We start from the raw sequence: 17,588 nt of genomic DNA, 5'->3' as shown, positions 1-17,588 counted from the left end.
CGTCCGGCGCGACGTGGCCCCCGCCCGGCCGGCGCCGGAACCCGCGCCCGGCCCGTCGCCCTTGCTGCAGATCCGGGGCGTCACCCTCGAATACCGCACGCCGCAGCGGGTGGTGCGGGCCACGCACAGGATCGACCTCGACATCCACGCGGCCGACCGCTTCGTCCTGCTCGGGCCCTCGGGCTGCGGCAAGTCCACCCTGCTGAAAGCAGCGGCCGGCTTCATCACGCCGGTGGAGGGCTCGATCACCCTGGCGGGCGCGCCGGTACGCGCGCCCGGACCGGACCGCATCGTGGTGTTCCAGGAATTCGACCAGTTGCCGCCCTGGAAGACGGTGGCGCAGAACGTCGCCTTTCCGCTGCGGGCCGCCAAGGCGCTGGGCCGGCGGGAGGCGCAGGAGCGCGCGCGCCACTACATCGACAAGGTCGGGCTCACGCCCTTCGCCGACAGCTACCCGCACCAGCTCTCAGGCGGCATGAAGCAGCGGGTCGCCATCGCCCGCGCCCTGGCCATGCAGCCCCGGGTGCTGATGATGGACGAGCCCTTCGCGGCCCTCGACGCCCTGACCCGGCGGCGGATGCAGGAAGAACTGCTCGCCCTCTGGGACGAGGCCCGCTTCACCCTGCTCTTCGTCACGCATTCCATCGAGGAGGCCCTGGTGGTCGGCAACCGGGTGGCCCTGCTCTCGCCCCATCCCGGCCGGGTGCGGGCCGAATTCAACAGCCACGCCTTCGACCTCTCCAGCATCGGCAGCGAGGCCTTCCAGGCGGCGGTGCAGCGCCTGCACGCGCGCCTGTTCGACACCGACGCCCCGGCGGAGGCGGCCCGATGAGCTTTTCGGCGACGCGCCCCGGTCTCGTGCCCCCGATCCGCCCGGAATACGACCGGGTGCTCACGCCCTTCGTGGAGGCGCCGGTGGAGCACGCGCTGCCGCTCGGTGCGCGGCTGTGGCAGCAGGACTGGCTGCGCAAGGGCCTGATCATCGCCGCCCTGGCGCTGCTCTGGGAGGCGCTGGCGCGCTGGCAGGACAACGACCTGCTGCTGCCCGGATTTCTCGCCACGATGTCCGCTCTCGTCGACGGCCTCGTCAACGGCGAGTTGCTGGACCGGGTGCGGATCTCCCTGACCGTGCTGTTGCAGGGCTATGTCGCCGGCATCGTGCTGGCCTTCGGGCTCACGACCCTCGCGGTCTCGACGCAGGTCGGCCGCGACCTGCTTTCGACCCTGACGGCGATGTTCAATCCGCTGCCGGCCATCGCCCTGCTGCCGCTCGCCCTGCTCTGGTTCGGCCTCGGCTCCGGCAGCCTGATCTTCGTGCTGATCCATTCGGTGTTGTGGCCGATGGCGCTCAACACCTATGCGGGCTTCCAGGGCGTGCCCGAGACCCTGCGGATGGCGGGGCGCAACTACGGCCTGCGGGGGCCGTCCTACGTCCTGCGGATCCTGATTCCGGCTGCCCTGCCGGCCATCCTGTCGGGCCTGAAGATCGGCTGGGCCTTCGCCTGGCGCACCCTGATCGCGGCCGAACTGGTGTTCGGCGCCGCCTCGGGGCGGGGCGGCCTCGGCTGGTACATCTTCCAGAACCGCAACGAACTCTACACCGACCGGGTCTTCGCCGGCCTCGTCCTCGTCATCGTCATCGGCCTCGTGGTCGAGAACCTGGTGTTCGCGGCCTTCGAGCGGCTCACCGTGCGGCGCTGGGGCATGGCCCGGTAGGATATGGCCGGGTCGGCGATGACAGGCCAGGGGCGACACGCGGTGACGGAGCAGGGCCGGTCCCCATGAGCACCTATGCGTCCGGATTCCTGGGCGGCGCCCTGATCGGCCTGTCGGTGGCGCTCCTGATGCTCCTCAACGGGCGCATCGCCGGGATCAGCGGCCTCGTGGCCGGCCTCGGCCGGGATCGGGGCCTGCGCCGATGGGTCGATGGCGCCTTCGTCGCCGGCCTGATCGCCGGGCCGCCGGTCTTCGCCCTCGCCACCGGGGCCTGGCCGGCGATGCGGTTCGTCGCCCCGCTGCCGGTGCTCCTCGTCGCCGGCCTCCTCGTCGGGTTCGGCACCCGGCTCGGGTCGGGCTGCACCAGCGGCCACGGTGTGGCCGGCCTCGCCCGACTCTCGGCCCGCTCGCTGGCGGCGGTCCTGACCTTTCTGGGGTCCGGTATACTCACCGTCGCCACCTTACGGGCGCTGGCATGAACGCCGCGCTGCGCCTGCTCGCGGCCCTCGCCACCGGACTGATCTTCGGCCTCGGCCTGTCGCTCTCAGGGATGCTCGACCCGGCCCGGGTCCAGGGCTTCCTCGACGTGACCGGCGCCTTCGACGGGCGTCAGACCTGGGACCCGACCCTCGCCTTCGTCCTCGGCGGGGCGGTCAGCGTCGCCGGCCTCGGCTACGCCCTGGCCCGGCGCCTGCCGCGCCCGGCCCTGGCAGCCGCCTTCGAGTTGCCGACGAACCGCCGGATCGACCGGCCGCTGATCGGGGGCGCGGCCCTGTTCGGGCTCGGCTGGGGCCTGTCGGGCTTTTGTCCCGGCCCCGCCGTGGCGGCCCTGTCGACGGGGGCGCTGCCCGTGACGGTCTTCGTTACCGCCATGCTGGTGGGCATGGCGGCCCACCAGCGCTTCGTCGCCCGCGCCTGAGCCTCAGCGCACCCGGGGCATGACCTCTACGGCGAAGCGCCGCATCTCGGCCTCGAACGGCTGGAATTGCAGCATGAAGAGCTCGATGCCGGCGGCATGGAAGGCGCGGATGCGGGACGCGACGGTGTCGTAGCTGCCGACGAGGCCTGCGGCGGTGCCGCCGTTGGTCCCGACATGGCGGGAGGCCGCGGCGTCGGTCTTGGCGAACATCACGCTCGCCGTGTCCGTACGCGTCCGGGTGTCCGCCCGCAGGCCCGCGTCGCGGTCGGCCAGGGCCAGCAGGCGCGCATGCTCGCGCTCCGCCTCCGCATCGGTCTCACGGGCGATGACGAAGGCCGAGAGCCCGTAGCGCAGGGGACCGTTGGCAGCAGGCCGGCGGGCGACGTCGGCGATCAGCGCCGCGACATCCGCGAGGGGCTGGCCGTTGATGAACCAGACGTCGGCTTGGCTTGCCGCCAGCGCCCGGGCCGGTTCGGATTCGCCGCCGAGATAGATCGTCGGGCGCGGCCGGAAGCTGCCGGCCGGGCGCAACTGGTAATCCGACACCCGAAAGTGCGGACCCGCATGGGTGACGCGCTCGCCCCGCATCAGCCGGTCCACGAGGCCGATCCATTCGGCGCCGAAGGCGTAGCGCGCGTCGTGGACTGGAAAGGGCAGGCCGGCCCGCTCGAACTCGGCCCGGTTCCAGGCATTCACGAGGTTCAGGGCGAAGCGCCCGCGGGCGATGTGCTCAATCTGCAGGGCCATCTTGGCCAGGACCACGGGGTGGTAGAGCCCGGGCTTGATCGCCGCGATGATCTCGATGCGCCGGGTCAGGGCGGCGAGCGCGGCCGAGGCCGTCCAGGCCTCGAGCTGGTCGCGACCGTCGTCGTAGGGGTTGGCGGTGTGCTGGGCGACGAGCACGGCGTCGAAGCCCAGCGCCTCGGCCTCCAGCACCAGGGCGCGGTTGCGGTCCCAGCTGGCGTCGTCGGGCTCGTCCGGATCGTGGTGGGCAGCGCGGGAGCCGTGGACGGCCGCCCAGATCCCGAAGCGGAGGGGATGGGTCATGCGCTCAGCCCCGCTCCGCCGCTGGCTGCCAGGTCTTCACCGCGGTCGCGTCGAGGTCGCGGGGAATCAGCTTGGCCTCGCGGAAGGTATCGGCGATGGCCTGCTGCTCGCCGAGCTCGGACCGCACCACCGGCGTGACCTCGTAGGTCCGGCGCCGGTTCACGGTGGCGACCACCTCCGGGGAGAGATCGCCCCAGATCGGCGCGAGGAGCGCCACCGCCGCATCGGGCTCGGCCTTGACCCAGCGTCCCGCTTGCCGGAGCGCGTCGTAGACGATCCCGACGACCCGCGGGTTCTCGGCCACGAAGCGGTCGTTGGCGAGATAGTAGCGGTGGTAGCTCGACAGGCCGGTGGCGTCGGCCAACACCCGCACCGGCCGCTTGGCCTGGGCGATGGCGAGGAACGGGTCCCAGATCACCCAGGCGTCGAGGCTGCCCTGGCCGAAGGCCGCCAGCCCCTCCGGCGCCTGGAGATAGGCCGGCTTGATGTCGGTGAAGGCGAGGCCCGCTCGCTTGAGGGCGGCTGCCAGGATGAAGTGGCAGCCCGACCCTCGCGAGACGCCGACCGTGCGCCCCTTCAGGTCGGCGATGGAGCGGATCGGCGAGTCCTCGGGGACGATGATGGCTTCCGCCGAGGGCGAGCCGACCTCGCGGGCATAGAACGTGAGTGGCGCATCGGCGGCCTGGGTGAAGATCGGCACCGCGTCGGCGACATCCGCGTGCAGGTCGACCGCGCCGGCGTTCATCGGCTCGATCACGCTGGTAAAGAGGTGCCAGGAAGGCGCGAACCCCAGGGGCTTCAGGCGCTCGTCCAGGGTACCCTTCGCTTTCAGGATGGTGAGCAGGGTCGAGGAGCGCTGGTAGCTCAGGCGGACGGTCCGCTCGGCAGCGTGGAGCGCCGGCGTCCCGAGGGGTGCCAGCGCTGCGGCCCCGAGGCCGGCGCGCAGGATCGTCCGGCGCGACAGGACGGTCCCGCGCGGCATGTCGTCGGTCATGAATCGTCTCCGGATGGCAAGTCTCGCAGGGTGTAAGTCCCGCAGTGGAAAGTCTCGTGGGACAACGTCGCGCACCGCGCCGCCGACGGTCTTCGCGGGACCGTTCGCGGATCACTTGTGCCGTTGCCGTGAGATCACGATCCCGTGCCGAAGATCTACCGGCGCGCGCCAAGATTTCGCAAGAAAATGGTTTTTCGAATTTGCGCACTTTCGTGGGGGAATGCGCCTGCGAATCGACAAAGCTCGAGAATGGTGGCGGTCCAGGACGTCATCGCGGTGTTGCTCGGCTCAACCCCTCTTTCCACCGGGAGGCATTCATCACGGTCGGGGGCGGGATTACGCCTCCGGTGCGCGGATCGCGGGCCCGGGGAAGACCCTTCTCGCGCGACCGTCCGACACCACGGCTTTCATCCTCGGTGGCGTCGCAATTTGGCCTCTGCTTTCATTGACTGGGTGCGGACTGGTTGTGAATAAATGAAGTTCTTTCCTGTGCTTTAAGAGACCTGCCCTCGTCTTCCGGCTCCCGAGATCGGCAAGCGCGGGGCCGGGCCGCGGATCATCCCGTCCATGCCGTCGATCACCCAGTTCGCCGAGGCCGTGATCCGCTTCGAATCCATCTCGAAGACCTACGCGCCCCGGCGCAACGGGGCGGCGGTCGCTGCCCTGGACGGCATCGATCTCTCCGTTCCGGCCGGGTCGATCCTGGGCATCATCGGGCGCTCGGGTGCCGGCAAGTCGACCCTGATCCGCCTGATCAACGGACTGGAGCGGCCGAGTGCGGGCCGTGTCTGGGTCGGGGATGCCGAGGTGTCGGCCCTGCGCGCGCGGGAGCTGCGCGCCCTGCGGGCCCAGGTCGGGATGATCTTCCAGCACTTCAACCTACTCTCGTCCCGGGACGCCGCCGGCAACGTCGCGCTGCCCCTGGAGATCGCCGGCTGGACGCCGACCGCGATCCGGGCGCGGGTCGCCGAGTTGCTCGATCTCGTGGGGCTCGCCGATCAGGCGGGGCGCTATCCCGCCGAGCTGTCGGGCGGGCAGAAGCAGCGCGTCGGCATCGCCCGGGCCCTGGCGACGCGGCCGGAGGTGCTGCTCTCCGACGAGGCGACCTCGGCCCTGGACCCGGAGACCACCCGGTCGATCCTGGCGCTCCTCGCGCGCATCAACCGGGAGTTCGGCCTCACCATCGTGCTCATCACCCACGAGATGTCGGTGATCCGCGCCGTGGCCGACCGCGTCGCGGTGATCGAGAACGGCGCGATCGTCGAGCAGGGCTCGGCCTTCGACGTCTTCACCCGGCCGCAGGCCGAGATCACGCGCTCCCTCCTCGCGGGAGAAATGGGCCATGGGCTGCCCCCGGCACTGGCGGCGCGGATCAGGGCCGGCGCACGGCCGGGCGCGACCGTGGTGCTGCGCATCGCCTTCGACGACGCCCCGGACGGCAGTGCGATCCTGGCCCGGCTCGCCCGCGACACCGGCATCGAGGCCGCGATCCTCGCCGGCACCGTGGACGAGATCGGCGGCCGTCCGTTCGGCTCCCTGGCGATCAGGCTGCCGCCGGCGCCCGACGTGGCGGCACGGGCGCGGGCCTACCTGGCGCAGCACGGCATCGACAGTCAGGTCCTGGGATACCTGCCGCCGGCCCAGGAGGCGTCCCGTGTCGCCTGAACTGATCCGCCTCCTCGTCCAGGCCACCGGCGACACCCTCACGATGGTGGTGCTCGCCGCCTCCCTCGGCACCCTGTTCGGCCTGCCGCTGGGGATCTTCCTGGCGACGAGCCGGCGGGGCGAACTCCTCGCAGCGCCGATCGCGAACGCCGTGCTCGGCTTCGTCGTCAACGCGACCCGCTCGACGCCCTTCATCATCCTGGTGGTGGCGATCATTCCCTTCACCCGGCTCATCGCCGGCACCTCGATCGGGACACTCGCCGCCACGGTCCCGCTCACGGTGGCGGCGACGCCCTTCCTGGCGCGCCTGATCGAGGCGGCGATCCGTGAGGTCGATCCGGGCCTCGTGGAGGCGGCCCGCGCCTTCGGGGCGAGCCCGGGGCAGATCATCGCCAAGGTGCTGATCCCCGAGGCGCTGCCCGGCATCGTGTCGGGCCTGACCCTGGCGGTGGTCTCCCTCCTCGGCTTCTCGGCCATGGTCGGCGCCGTCGGCGGCGGGGGCCTCGGCGACCTCGGCATCCGCTACGGCTACCAGCGCTTCCGGCCCGAGATGATGCTGGCCGTGGTCGTCGTCCTCGTGGTCCTCGTCCAGGCGGTGCAGACCGTCGGCGAGGGCCTGGCGCGGCGCCTGAACCGGCGCATCCGGCAGGCCTGACGCGCACCTTCGCACCCCTCCCGCCCCCAACCCGGACGATCCGCCATGCTGCGCGCCCTGACCCTCGCCGCCCTCCTCGCCGTGTCCGGCTCGGCTGTTCCCGCTCCAGCGCGGGCCGAACCCCTGACGCGGGTCCGCATCGGGGCGACCCCGGGGCCGCACGCGCAGATCCTCGAGGCGGTGAAGCCGATCGCGGCGAAGCGGGGGCTCGACCTCCAGATCATCGAGTTCTCCGACTACGTCGTGCCGAACGAGGCCCTCTCGGCCGGCGAGATCGAGGCGAACTCGTTCCAGAACCAGCCCTTCCTCGACAACCAGAAGGCCGACCGGGGCTACCGGATCACCGGTGTCGGCCTCACGGTGAACTTCCCCCTGGGCATCTATTCGAAGCGCCACAAAAGCTTCGACGCGGTGCCGAACGGCGGCACCGTGGCGATCCAGAACGACCCGACCAATGGCGGGCGCTCGCTTCTGCTCCTGCAGGACAAGGGCGTGATCAAGCTGGCCCCCGGCACCGGGTTCAAGCCGACGGTGGCCGACATCGTCGAGAATCCGCGCAGGCTCCGCTTCATCGAGGTGGACGCGGCCCAGACGCCCCGCGCCCTCGACGACGTGGACGCCGCGGCGGTCAACACCAACTACGCGACGCCCGCCGGCCTCAAGCCCTCCGACGCGCTCCTGAAGGAGGCGCCGAAGGGGCCCTACGTGAACATGCTGGCGGTCCGCGAGGCCTGACAGGGCAAGCCCTGGGTCAAGGCCCTGGTGGAGAGCTACCGCACGCCCGAGACCAAGGCCTTCGTGGAGACGACCTTCGGCGGGGCGGTGCTCACGAGCTGGTAGGCCGCGCCGGTCAGGCGGTCTGCGCCACCGGACGCGGGGGCGCGGCGAGGGACTGGTCCAGCAGGGCCCGCAGGGTGCGCGCGGTCCGATCCTGGGCCGCCGCGTCCCCGGAGCGAGGCGCATCGAGCGCGACCGTCCCGTGGATGCGGCCGGGATGGGGGCGCATGACCACGACCCGGTCCGCGAGGGACGCGGCCTCGGCGACGTCGTGGGTGACGAGGAGGATGGTCGGGCGGGTCTCGGCCCAGAGCGCCAGCAGGTGGCGGTGCAGGTCCTCGCGCGTGACGGCGTCGAGGGCCGAGAAGGGCTCGTCGAGCAGGAGGACCCGGGGGTCGGCCACGAAGGCCCGGGCGATGGCGACGCGCTGCTGCTGGCCGCCGGAGAGCTCGCGCGGCCAGCGCCCCGCATGGTCGGCGAGACCGACGCGGTCGAGGGCGCGGGCCACCCGGGCCCGGCGCTCGGCCGCCGGCCGGTCGGCGAGGCCAAACCCCACATTCTCGGCGATGCTGAGCCAGGGCAGCAGCCGCGGCTCCTGGAAGACCAGGCCGAGGCCGGGATGCGGGCCGTCGATGGTGGCGCCGTCGAGCCGGATCAGGCCCGCCGTCGCGACGTCGAGGCCCGCCACGAGGCGCAGGAGGGTGGTCTTGCCGCAACCCGAGCCGCCCACCACGGCGACGATCTCGCCCGGCGCGAGGGAGAGGGTCAGGCCGGAGAGCGCCCGCGTCCCGTCCGCGTAGGTCTTCGACAGGTCCTGGATCGTCAGCATCGCCGTGTGTCCGAAGCCATGTCCGTGGTGGGGCCAGTCCTAAAGCACGCCGCGGCTGACATCCTGCCAGCGCAGCAGCGGCCGGGTCGCCAGGACGAGGAGGCCGTCGGCGAGCTTGCCCAACAGGGCGAAGGCCAGGATGGCCGCCAGGATCTGGTCCGGCTTCCCGAATTGCTGGCCGTCCACCAGGAGGTAGCCGAGCCCTTCCGAGGCGCCCATCAGCTCGGCCGCCACCACGAACAGGAAGCCGAGCCCGAGACCGGTGCGGAGCGCCACCAGGGTGCCGGGTAGTACCGCCGGCAGGAGGATGCGGCGGGCGAGCGCGAGGCGCGACAGGCGGAAGATGCGTCCGACCTCCACGAGCTTGCGATCCACCGACGCGATCGCGCCGGAAACTCCGACATAGACCGGGAAGAACACCCCGACGGCGATGAGCACGACCTTCGGCGTCTCGAGGATGCCGAGCCAGAGGATGAAGAGCGGCACCCAGGCGAGCGAGGGCACCGCCCGCAGGGCCTGCAGGCTGGGGTCGAGGAGGTGACGGGCCAGCGGCAGCGTGCCGGTGAGGGCGCCCACGAGGATGCCCGCCCCGGCGCCGGCCACGAAGCCGAGGGCGACGCGCAGCAGCGTCGCCTGGACGTGCAGCCGGAGGTCCCCGGACTGGGCCAGCGCCAGCAGCGTCCCGAGGACCCGGCTCGGCGGCGGCAGCAGCCGCCCCTGGGCGAGGCCCGACCGGATGGCGAGCTCCCAGCCCAGGGCGAGGGCCAGGGGGATCAGGATGCCGAGGACGAGGCGCCCGCCCGTGCGACCGGCACCCCGTCGCCAGGATCGGTTCAGCCCGGGCATTGCCGGAGCGGTGCCGTCGCCTCCCGTGCCGGACGCGAGGAGCGGGGACGCGGTTCCCGCGCTCACCGCTCGGACCCGGCTGTGAAGCGGGGATCGATCAGCCCGTCGACGGCCGCGGCCACGTCGGTCTCCGCCGGGATCACGCCGGCCTGCTGAAGGGCGACACCCGCCGCCCGGATGCTCTCGGCCTGGACCCGGCCGATCTCGGGCCGGCTCAGATCGGTGCGGGCGAGCTGGCGGGCGATCACGGCTTCGGGCAGCTTGGTCGCGGCCACGAGGGCGCGCGTCACGGCCTCCGGGTTGGCGATCGCATAGGTGCGCGCCTGCTCGTAGGCGGCGATGACGACTTTCACGAGGTCCGGATGGGCCTTGGCGAAATCCTCGCGCACGTCGAGGACGCCCCAGGTGTTGGCGGCCGGGTCCCGGAAGAACAGGCGGGTGCCGCCCTCGATCTCGGAGGCCGCCATCATCGGGTCGAGGCCGGCCCAGGCGTCGACGTCGCCGCGCTCCAGGGCGGTGCGCCCGTCGGCATGCTGGAGCAGGACGAGCTTGGCGTCCTTCTCGGTGAGCCCTGCGCCTTGGAGGGCGCGGATGAGGAAGATGTGCGGATCGGTGCCCCGCGTCACCGCGATCCGCTTGCCCTTGAGGTCCGCGGGCGTCCGAATACCGCTGTCCTTCGTGGTCACCAGGGCGGTCCATTCCGGCTGCGAGTAGGCGTAGATCGCCTTGACCGGGTTGCCGTTGAGGCGCGCCAGCAGGGCGGCCGCCCCGGCCGAGGAGCCGAAGTCGATGGCCCCGCCGTTCAGGAATTCCAGCGCCTTGTTCGAGCCGAGCGACTGCGTCCAGCGCACGGCGATGCCCCGCTCCTTCAGGGCGGATTCGAGGAAGCCCCTCTCCTTCAGGACGAGGCTGACCGGGTTGTAGGTCGCCCAGTCGAGGCGAACCTCCGTCACCTCGGCGGCCTCGCTCCGCCGGGCCGCGCCCAGCGGCAGGAGGGCCACGCAGGCGGCGGCGAGGAGAAAGCGGCGGGTGAGGGAGACGTGGCGGCGCCGCGGGCGGATCGTCATGGGCTCGGGGTCCTGATGCGTAGAGGAGGGACGGGTCATGGGGCGGTCGGCACCCGGATCGCGGCGGCGGGGTGGCGATGGGACGGCCGCGGCAGGCCGAGGTTTTCGCGAAGAGTGCGGCCCTCGTAATCCGTGCGGAACAGGCCGCGGCGCTGGAGTTCGGGGATCACCAGGGCGGCGAAATCGTCGAGGCCGCCGGGCAGCGTCGGCGGCATGATGTTGAATCCGTCCGCGCCGTGGGCCTCGAAGCGCTCCTGCAGCGCGTCGGCGATCCGGCTCGGCTTGCCGACCAGGGTCCAGTGCCCGCGGGCGCCGGCGATGCGCAGATAAAGCTCGCGGATGGTCAGCCCCTCGCGCCGCGCCAGCGTCAGCATCAGGGCCTGCCGGCTCTTGCCGCCCTCGGTCTCGGGCAGATCCGGCACCGGGGCCTCGTCCGGATAGGCCGACAGGTCGGCGCCGGCGAGCTGTTCGAGGAGCGAGCGGCCGACCACGGGGTGGATCAGGTCCTGCAATTCCCCGTAGCGGTCCTGGGCCTCGCCCTCCGTGCGGCCGACGACCGGGAAGGCGCCGGGCATGATCTTGAGATGATCGGGGTCGCGCCCGAAGCCGGCCATGCGGCCCTTCACGTCGGCATAGAAGGCGGTCGCGTCCGCCAGGGTCTCTTGCGCGGTGAAGACGATTTCGGCGGTGCGGGCGGCCAGCGCCTTGCCGGCCTCTGAGGAGCCCGCCTGCACCACGACCGGATGACCCTGCGGCGGGCGCGGCACGTTGAGAGGTCCGCGCACCGAGAAGTGCGCGCCCTCGTGAGCCAGGAGGTGCAACCGGTCCGGGTCGAAGAACCGGCCGGACTCCCGGTCGCGCACGAAGGCGTCGTCCGCGTAGGAATCCCACAGGCCCCGGACCACGTCGACGAACTCCTCCGCCCGGGCGTAGCGGTGGGCATGGGCGAGGTGGCTCTCGCGGCTGAAGTTCCAGGCCTCGCGCAGGTCAGCGGAGGTCACGAGGTTCCAGCCGGCCCTGCCCTCGCTGAGGTGGTCGAGGGAGGCGAACTTGCGGGCGACGTGGAAGGGCTCGTTATAGGTGGTGGAGGCCGTGGCCACGAGGCCGATCCGCTCGGTCACCGCCGCGAGGTGGGAGAGTAGGGTCAGGGGCTCGAACTGCCCGACATAGCGGATCGCCGTGCGGCTGAGGGCGTCGATGTCCTCGCCCCGGACCGCGACGCCGTCGGCAAGGAAGATCAGGTCGAACTTCGCCGCCTCCGCCGTCCTGGCGATCCGCCGGTAATGCGCGGCGTTGACGCCGGCATCGGCCTGGGCGGACGGGTGGCGCCAGGCCGCGACGTGGTGCCCGCCGGGATACAGGAAGGCGCCGAGGCGCATGCGGTCGGAGCGGGCCGGCATCGCGGGCTGACCTCAGGCCGAACCGACGCGGTACTCGCGCGGCGGCGCGGTGCCGTTGACCGCGAAGGCCCCGACGATGCGGTCGCGGTAGATCCGCGGATTGTGCGAGGCGATGGTGCGGGCGTTGCGCCAGTAGCGGTCGAGGCCCAGGCCCTCCTTCACCGCCGAGGCGCCGAGCGCGTCGAACAGGCCGGTGGTGGCCTCCAGCACGAGGTTCGTCACCACCGTGACCGCCTGGTTGACCTCGACGTCGGCGAGCGCCGCCGGCGCCGTCGCGTCGGCCCCGGCGCGGCGGACCTCGAACACCCGCTGCAGCGCCTCGGCCGCCTTCAGCACGATGGCGCCGGCCGCGTAGGCGTTGCCCCGCACGCGGCCGACCACCGCCTGGATCTGCGGGTCGTCGCCGGTGCGGGCCGCGTTGCCGTGGCTGTAGACGCGCCGGCGCTCGCCCACGAGCCGGGCGACGTCCTCGGCCGCGGCCCGGCCGATGCCGGCCAGCGTCGCCAGATGCACGAGCTGGAAGAACGCCATGGCGTAGGGGAAGCGCACCGGGTCCGGCTTGATCCAGTCGGGCGCGACCACGACGCCGGTGAAATGCGCGGTGCCGCTCGCGGTCAGCGCCTGCCCGAATCCGTCCCAGTCGTCGACGATCTCCACGCCAGGGGCCCGGGTCGAGACCGCCGCGACCACAGGCGCGCCGTCCTCGTCCTGTGCCGAGAGGTGGATCCAGTCGGCGAACAGCGAGCCGGTGGTGTAGAATTTCCGACCGTCGACGACCCGCTCGGCCCCGCGCCGGCGGAGGATGGTGTCGAACTGGCCGACCTTGGCCTCCCCGGTCTCGGAGACGCCGCTGCCGATGGTCTCCCCGGCGGCGATCCGCTCGGTCCAGCGCGCCTGCCATTCGGGCGAGGTCGAGCACAGCACGTCCTCGGTGAAGCCGAAATGCGCGCGCAGCGCGTTGGTGACGTTGGAATCGGCCTGCGACAGCTCGATCAGCAGATTGAACAGTTCGGGCAGGCTCGCCCCGTGCCCGCCCGCCGCTTCCGGCAGCCGAAGGGTGGTGAAGCCCGCCTCCTTGAGCCAGCCGATCTCGGCATGCGGCAGCCGGCGCGCCCCGTCCCGCGCCACGGCGGTGGCGCGGATCTCGGCGAAGGCCGGGCGAAAGCGCGCGGCGAGGTCTTCGTAGCGGGCGCTCGGGCCGGCACCCCAGCCCGCATCCGTTTGCGACATGATCCTGCAATCCCGTCCTGAGCCGGCTGAACCCTCGGGCAGCCGTTGTTGAAATCCGGGATTACCGTTCGAAACTCAAGTCTTCGTCAGGGAAATGACGTGCCTTCGCATGAATTTGGGACACGGATCTCCAGGAACATCTTCGCAAGAACAAACCTCCTCTGGGCGATGCGATCCAAAAAAGAAGGTTCTTGTTGACCGGACGTCCGGGAGCAATACCTTGAGCTTCCTGGTCCCTCGCCTGCCCGTGCCTCTCGCCTGCCCGGGCGAGACCCGGCGAGGCCACGCCCGCTGCAGACGGATCCTTCGATGACGACGCGCCGAGAACTGCGGCTGAACGCCTTCCAGATGGCCTCGCCGGGCCACACCTGGGCCGGCCTGTGGCGGCACCCGCGCGACACGGGCAGCGCCTACAACAGCCTCGACTACTGGGTGGAGCTCGCGCGCACCGCCGAGCGCGGCCTCTTCGACGGAATCTTCCTCGCCGACGTACTCGGTCAGTACGACGTCTACGGCGGCACAGCCGACGCGGCCCTGGCGCGGGCGGCGCAGGCGCCCAACATCGACCCGTTCCTGGTGGTGCCCGCCATGGCGCAGGCGACCCGCCATCTCGGCTTCGGCGTCACCGCCAACCTGACCTACGAGCACCCCTATCCCTTCGCCCGGCGGATCACGACCCTCGACCACCTCACCGGCGGCCGAATCGGCTGGAACATCGTCACCGGCTACCTCGAGAGCGGCGCCCGCGGCATGGGCCAGGACACGGCGCGGGCGCACGACACACGCTACGAGGCGGGGGACGACTTCCTGGAGGCCACCTACAAGCTCTGGGAGGGCAGCTGGGAGGCAGGCGCCGTGCGGCGCGACCGGGCGGGCGGCGTCTTCACAGATCCGGCACGGGTCCACCGCATCCGGCACGACGGTCCGTATTACCGCGTCGATGGCCGCCACCTCGCCGAGCCGTCGCCCCAGCGCACGCCGGTGCTCTACCAAGCCGGCACGTCGAGTCGGGGCAAGATCTTCGCCGGGCGCCACGCCGAGGCCGTGTTCCTCAACGGCCAGACGAAGCCGCTGGCCGCCAAGGCCGTGCGCGACCTGCGCGAGGCGGCCCGCGCCGCCGGGCGCGACCCTTACGATATCCGCATGTTCCTCGGCGCAACAGTCATCGTGGCGCCGACCCGCGCCGAGGCCCTGTCCTTACGCGACGAGTATGCGCGCTACATCGACGTCGAGGGCCAGCTCGCCCTGGTCTCGGGCTGGACCGGCATCGACCTGTCGGTCCTGGGTCCCGACGAGGCCCTGGTCTACGTCAAGACCAACGCCATGCAGTCCCTGGTGGAGACCCTGACGCAAGACGGCGAGCGGCCCTTCACCCGGGCGGATTTCGCCGCGTTCGGCCCGCGCGGGGCCCGCGCGCCCTTCATCGTCGGCGCGCCCTCGGAAGTCGCCGACGAACTCGTCGCCTGGGCCGAGGCCACCGACGCCGACGGCTTCAACCTGACCCGCGCGGTGGCCCCCGAAACCCTGGAGGCCTTCGTCGACCTCGTCGTGCCGGAACTCCAGGCGCGCGGCGCCTTCAAGACCCGGTACGCGGAGGGCACGCTGCGCGAGAAGCTGTTCCCGGGCAGCGGACCGCTTCTCAAGGCGAGCCATCCCGGCGCGGGCTTCCGCCGAGAGGTGGCGAAGAGCCTGCTCGCCGCGTCATGAGGTGAGCGCAGGCGTCCGGCTCGTTGCAAGCCCGCTCTCAGTGTCTTTGGAGCAAGCGTCCGCTTTTCCAATTCGCCTCCCGAAAGCAGACGGGCAGCCGTCCACCCGTGTCGGTCTTAGAGTGGATTGGCGGATCGCGACCCAACCACGTTGTAGGGGGGTCTGACCTTCGCTCGAAACCGGACATTTGCCATGCCGTTTTATCTATTCAGCCGGCGCCCATCGTCGTCGTACCACGCGTATTAGTGCACCCGGGCCGACACCCTAGACGTTCGGGCAATCGAGTCACGTCCGGTGAGCGTAGCTGCCCGGCGTTTTCGTGCTGCAGTGCAACATACGGTTCCCGACGCTGTTAATCGGAAGCTACCCTCGCATCGCCGCGTGAGGGACGGCGTTGGGCCATTCGTTCGTCGAACGGAGCCGCGATGCTGCCACCTCGCCGAAGGCCATCCCAATGCACTTCATCCCAACCCTTTCCGCCATCCTCCTCGCCCTCTCGCCGCTTCCCGCCCTGGCCTCATCGTGCGCCGAGCAGATCGGCACCATTGAACGCCGCCTCGACAGTGCCGGCGCCATTGAGATCGCCGGACTGCAGGAGGGCCGCACGATCCGCACCGGGTCCCCCCGCGGCTTGACCACGGTGCGCCTGGACGCCCCGAGTGATCCCGAAACAGTCTCCACCGCGGACCACGTCGCAGTCGCGCGAACGCTCATCATCCGGGCCGCGGACGAGGACCGCCGCGGCGACAAGCGCGCCTGCGAGAACACCATGAGCGAGGCCAAGGGCATGATCGGCGCGTTGCCGTAGTCTAACAAATTGCGCCGGGCAGCTTCCCGCAGGATAGGACACGATGACCGGCAGCCTCGGGATAGCCCCCACGAGCGTGTGGGGGCGATCCATCGGCCGCCCGCGCGCCCTCGCACGTCGCTTCGGAAACCAGACCGGTAGTCGGGCCTACGACCTGTTCGTCCCGCCGGTACGTAGCGACGGGCCACTTCCGCTCGTCGTGATGCTGCATGGCTGTTCGCAGTCGTCACGCGACTTCGCCATTGGCACCCGGATGGACGGGCTTGCCGAGGAGCAGGGCTTCCTCGTGGCCTACCCGGACCAGCCAAGGTCGGCCAACATGGCCAAGAGCTGGAACTGGTTCCGGGACGGGGATCAGCAACGCGACCTGGGCGAGCCATCCATCCTGGCGGGCCTGACGCGCCAAGTCATGGACGAGTTCGACGTCGACCCTTCAAGGGTCTACGTCGCCGGCCTTTCATCCGGCGGGGCGGCGGCGTCCGTCATGGCGATGACCTACCCGGACCTCTATGCCGCGGTCGGCATCCATTCGGGGTTGGCCCATGGGTCCGCCGGGTCGATGGCGGCGGCACTCCTGGCGATGCGTCGCGGGGCTTCGTCCCAGCCGCGACGGGCGACGCAACCGATGCCGACCATCGTCTTCCACGGCGACCGCGACAAGACCGTCTCACCAGTGAACGGTGATCAAGCCATTGCGCAGGCCCGGCCCGCTGCAAACGTGAGCAGCGCCACCGAGAAGGGACGATCCGAGGGAGGAAGGGCGTACACTCGAACCGTCCTCACGATGCCGGGGAATGCGTGGTCCTCGGAGCAGTGGGTCCTGCATGGCGGCGGACATGCATGGGCGGGCGGTCACCCCTCCGGTTCGCACACCGACCCTGCGGGACCCGACGCAAGCCGCGAGATGATGCGGTTCTTCATGTCTCATGCGAAGGACCGGGGATTAGGCCAGAATTGAGACACTTGCGCGCTCTTCCGACGCTTGATCGCGCACCTTGAGCCCGCGACGGTGGTGCCCGACGCCAATCATCGGTGATGCGCTTCATCGATGGATGCAGCGGGACGGAGCTCCGTCCCGGGAGAATCCTCGGCAGCTAAGCTCGACGGCCTAATCCCTGAGAGGTAATCTAATGGCAATCAGTGAAACAGCCCTGCGCAACCCAGGCGCGACGGGGCTCGCATCAACAGCGATCCTGACAACCCTAATGCGGACGTTGGTCGACAAGGGGATGCTGTCCCGCACCGAAGCCGACAACATCTTCGTTCAAGCGTCCGCGGAACTTGGTGTGGGCGGCCCCAGCCTCTACCGTGCGGCCAAGATAATCGTCGATGAGGCTACGAAAAGCTTCTGAGCTTGATCATGTAATCTGAGGGAACGGCGGCGGGCGGGCCCTTCAGAGTTAGTCCGCCGGGGAGCGGAAGGTAGGGATCGGCCGACCGCTACTTCCGCGGCCTGTAAAATCGTCGTGAAACTCGGCATTTCGCGCATTCACGCTAACGTCTGCTCCACCGGAACGCCGCTACCTTGAGGCTGGGTCAGCCACAACAAATATATGGCGATGGACGAGCGTCAAGTGCAAGGCAAACAGGAGAAGCGATACGCCACGCGTCGCGAAACAATGCGACTGGCGAAGGTCATACTGGAAGATGGGGAAAGGCTGCCCTGCGTGATCCGCGATCTGTCTCTTTCGGGGGCCAAGCTGTCGGTTGCTCGCCGGCACAGCTTGCCCAAGCAGTTTGTTTTGTCCATGACGGATAGGGACTTGACTGTTCCAGTGCGAATGGCTTTGGCCTGCCCCCGTTCGGTGGCCCATGTTCGAAGTTAGTGCATCGTCGGTCGCGTGACGATGGCAGGGCGAGCGGACGGCACTGATCCGCTCGGTTCGGTTGGCCAGATGAGGACCTCTGGCGCAGGCGGCTGGTAGCCG

18 protein-coding genes and 1 pseudogene are annotated in these 17,588 nt (G+C 70.7%); 12 read left to right on the top strand and 7 right to left on the bottom strand.

What is annotated here, in order from left to right; all coding sequences use genetic code 11:
- The first annotated feature begins 13 nt into the window (after positions 1-13).
- From MKK49_RS09655 to MKK49_RS09640, 4 genes are all read left to right on the top strand, one after another.
- Complete coding sequence (locus MKK49_RS09655) at positions 14-832, top strand: ABC transporter ATP-binding protein (RefSeq protein WP_244028114.1); 819 nt, start codon at positions 14-16, stop codon at positions 830-832.
- Positions 829-1,716: an ABC transporter permease gene (locus tag MKK49_RS09650; RefSeq protein ID WP_244027988.1), complete on the top strand. Its 888-nt coding sequence runs from the start codon at positions 829-831 to the stop codon at positions 1,714-1,716. Before MKK49_RS09655 ends, MKK49_RS09650 begins: the two co-directional genes overlap by 4 nt.
- 65 nt (positions 1,717-1,781) lie before the next feature.
- The gene (locus MKK49_RS09645) at positions 1,782-2,195 is read left to right on the top strand and encodes a YeeE/YedE family protein (protein WP_244027986.1); all 414 of its coding nucleotides are present in this window, start codon (positions 1,782-1,784) and stop codon (positions 2,193-2,195) included.
- Positions 2,192-2,635 (top strand): YeeE/YedE family protein, encoded by a 444-nt coding sequence (locus MKK49_RS09640; protein WP_244027984.1) that lies wholly within the window; start codon positions 2,192-2,194, stop codon positions 2,633-2,635. The genes MKK49_RS09645 and MKK49_RS09640 overlap by 4 nt, the downstream gene beginning before the upstream one ends.
- A 3-nt stretch (positions 2,636-2,638) precedes the next feature.
- On the opposite strand, the gene MKK49_RS09635 is transcribed toward MKK49_RS09640, so the two are convergent.
- Together MKK49_RS09635 and MKK49_RS09630 are read right to left on the bottom strand one after the other, a co-directional pair.
- Positions 2,639-3,682, bottom strand: a complete 1,044-nt coding sequence (locus tag MKK49_RS09635) for an LLM class flavin-dependent oxidoreductase (protein WP_244027982.1) — start codon at positions 3,680-3,682, stop codon at positions 2,639-2,641.
- 4 nt (positions 3,683-3,686) lie between these two features.
- Complete coding sequence (locus MKK49_RS09630) at positions 3,687-4,676, bottom strand: ABC transporter substrate-binding protein (RefSeq protein WP_244027980.1); 990 nt, start codon at positions 4,674-4,676, stop codon at positions 3,687-3,689.
- Between the two features lie 567 nt (positions 4,677-5,243).
- Between MKK49_RS09630 and MKK49_RS09625 the strand changes: the two genes are divergently transcribed.
- From MKK49_RS09625 to MKK49_RS09615, 3 genes and pseudogenes are all read left to right on the top strand, one after another.
- On the top strand, positions 5,244-6,341 hold the full coding sequence (locus MKK49_RS09625; protein WP_244027979.1) for a methionine ABC transporter ATP-binding protein: 1,098 nt from the start codon (positions 5,244-5,246) through the stop codon (positions 6,339-6,341).
- A complete protein-coding gene (locus MKK49_RS09620) occupies positions 6,331-6,996 on the top strand; it encodes a methionine ABC transporter permease (protein ID WP_244027978.1) in 666 nt (221 codons plus the stop codon). Before MKK49_RS09625 ends, MKK49_RS09620 begins: the two co-directional genes overlap by 11 nt.
- A gap of 45 nt (positions 6,997-7,041) precedes the next feature.
- A pseudogene (locus tag MKK49_RS09615) lies at positions 7,042-7,836 on the top strand (MetQ/NlpA family ABC transporter substrate-binding protein).
- 10 nt (positions 7,837-7,846) lie between these two features.
- Here the strand turns inward: MKK49_RS09615 and MKK49_RS09610 are convergent.
- From MKK49_RS09610 to MKK49_RS09590, 5 genes are all read right to left on the bottom strand, one after another.
- Positions 7,847-8,602 carry an ABC transporter ATP-binding protein gene (locus MKK49_RS09610; RefSeq protein WP_244027977.1) on the bottom strand — a complete coding sequence of 252 codons (756 nt, stop codon included), beginning with the start codon at positions 8,600-8,602 and terminating at the stop codon, positions 7,847-7,849.
- A 39-nt stretch (positions 8,603-8,641) separates the two neighbouring features.
- Positions 8,642-9,448 (bottom strand): ABC transporter permease, encoded by an 807-nt coding sequence (locus MKK49_RS09605; RefSeq protein ID WP_056488800.1) that lies wholly within the window; start codon positions 9,446-9,448, stop codon positions 8,642-8,644.
- 62 nt (positions 9,449-9,510) lie between these two features.
- On the bottom strand, positions 9,511-10,515 hold the full coding sequence (locus MKK49_RS09600) for an aliphatic sulfonate ABC transporter substrate-binding protein (RefSeq protein WP_244027976.1): 1,005 nt from the start codon (positions 10,513-10,515) through the stop codon (positions 9,511-9,513).
- A gap of 35 nt (positions 10,516-10,550) precedes the next feature.
- On the bottom strand, positions 10,551-11,915 hold the full coding sequence (locus MKK49_RS09595) for an LLM class flavin-dependent oxidoreductase (RefSeq protein ID WP_244027975.1): 1,365 nt from the start codon (positions 11,913-11,915) through the stop codon (positions 10,551-10,553).
- 12 nt (positions 11,916-11,927) lie between these two features.
- The gene (locus MKK49_RS09590) at positions 11,928-13,145 is read right to left on the bottom strand and encodes an acyl-CoA dehydrogenase family protein (RefSeq protein ID WP_244027974.1); all 1,218 of its coding nucleotides are present in this window, start codon (positions 13,143-13,145) and stop codon (positions 11,928-11,930) included.
- Between the two features lie 309 nt (positions 13,146-13,454).
- Here MKK49_RS09590 and MKK49_RS09585 point away from each other — a divergent pair, with 309 nt between their 5' ends.
- From MKK49_RS09585 to MKK49_RS24780, 5 genes are all read left to right on the top strand, one after another.
- Positions 13,455-14,852: an LLM class flavin-dependent oxidoreductase gene (locus tag MKK49_RS09585; protein WP_244027972.1), complete on the top strand. Its 1,398-nt coding sequence runs from the start codon at positions 13,455-13,457 to the stop codon at positions 14,850-14,852.
- A gap of 394 nt (positions 14,853-15,246) precedes the next feature.
- Positions 15,247-15,660 carry a hypothetical protein gene (locus tag MKK49_RS09580; RefSeq protein ID WP_244027971.1) on the top strand — a complete coding sequence of 138 codons (414 nt, stop codon included), beginning with the start codon at positions 15,247-15,249 and terminating at the stop codon, positions 15,658-15,660.
- A gap of 43 nt (positions 15,661-15,703) precedes the next feature.
- Positions 15,704-16,618, top strand: coding sequence for an alpha/beta hydrolase family esterase (locus MKK49_RS09575; RefSeq protein WP_244027970.1), 915 nt, complete (start codon positions 15,704-15,706; stop codon positions 16,616-16,618).
- 172 nt (positions 16,619-16,790) lie between these two features.
- Complete coding sequence (locus MKK49_RS09570) at positions 16,791-17,012, top strand: hypothetical protein (protein ID WP_244027969.1); 222 nt, start codon at positions 16,791-16,793, stop codon at positions 17,010-17,012.
- A gap of 201 nt (positions 17,013-17,213) precedes the next feature.
- Positions 17,214-17,486, top strand: a complete 273-nt coding sequence (locus MKK49_RS24780) for a PilZ domain-containing protein (protein ID WP_409565049.1) — start codon at positions 17,214-17,216, stop codon at positions 17,484-17,486.
- Positions 17,487-17,588: the final 102 nt, after the last annotated feature.

This window comes from Methylobacterium sp. J-090, from assembly GCF_022829345.1.
Classification (GTDB): Bacteria; Pseudomonadota; Alphaproteobacteria; order Rhizobiales; family Beijerinckiaceae; genus Methylobacterium.
The sequence above is the reverse complement of the archived record's forward strand: the minus strand, read 5'-3'. Positions and strand labels throughout refer to the sequence as shown.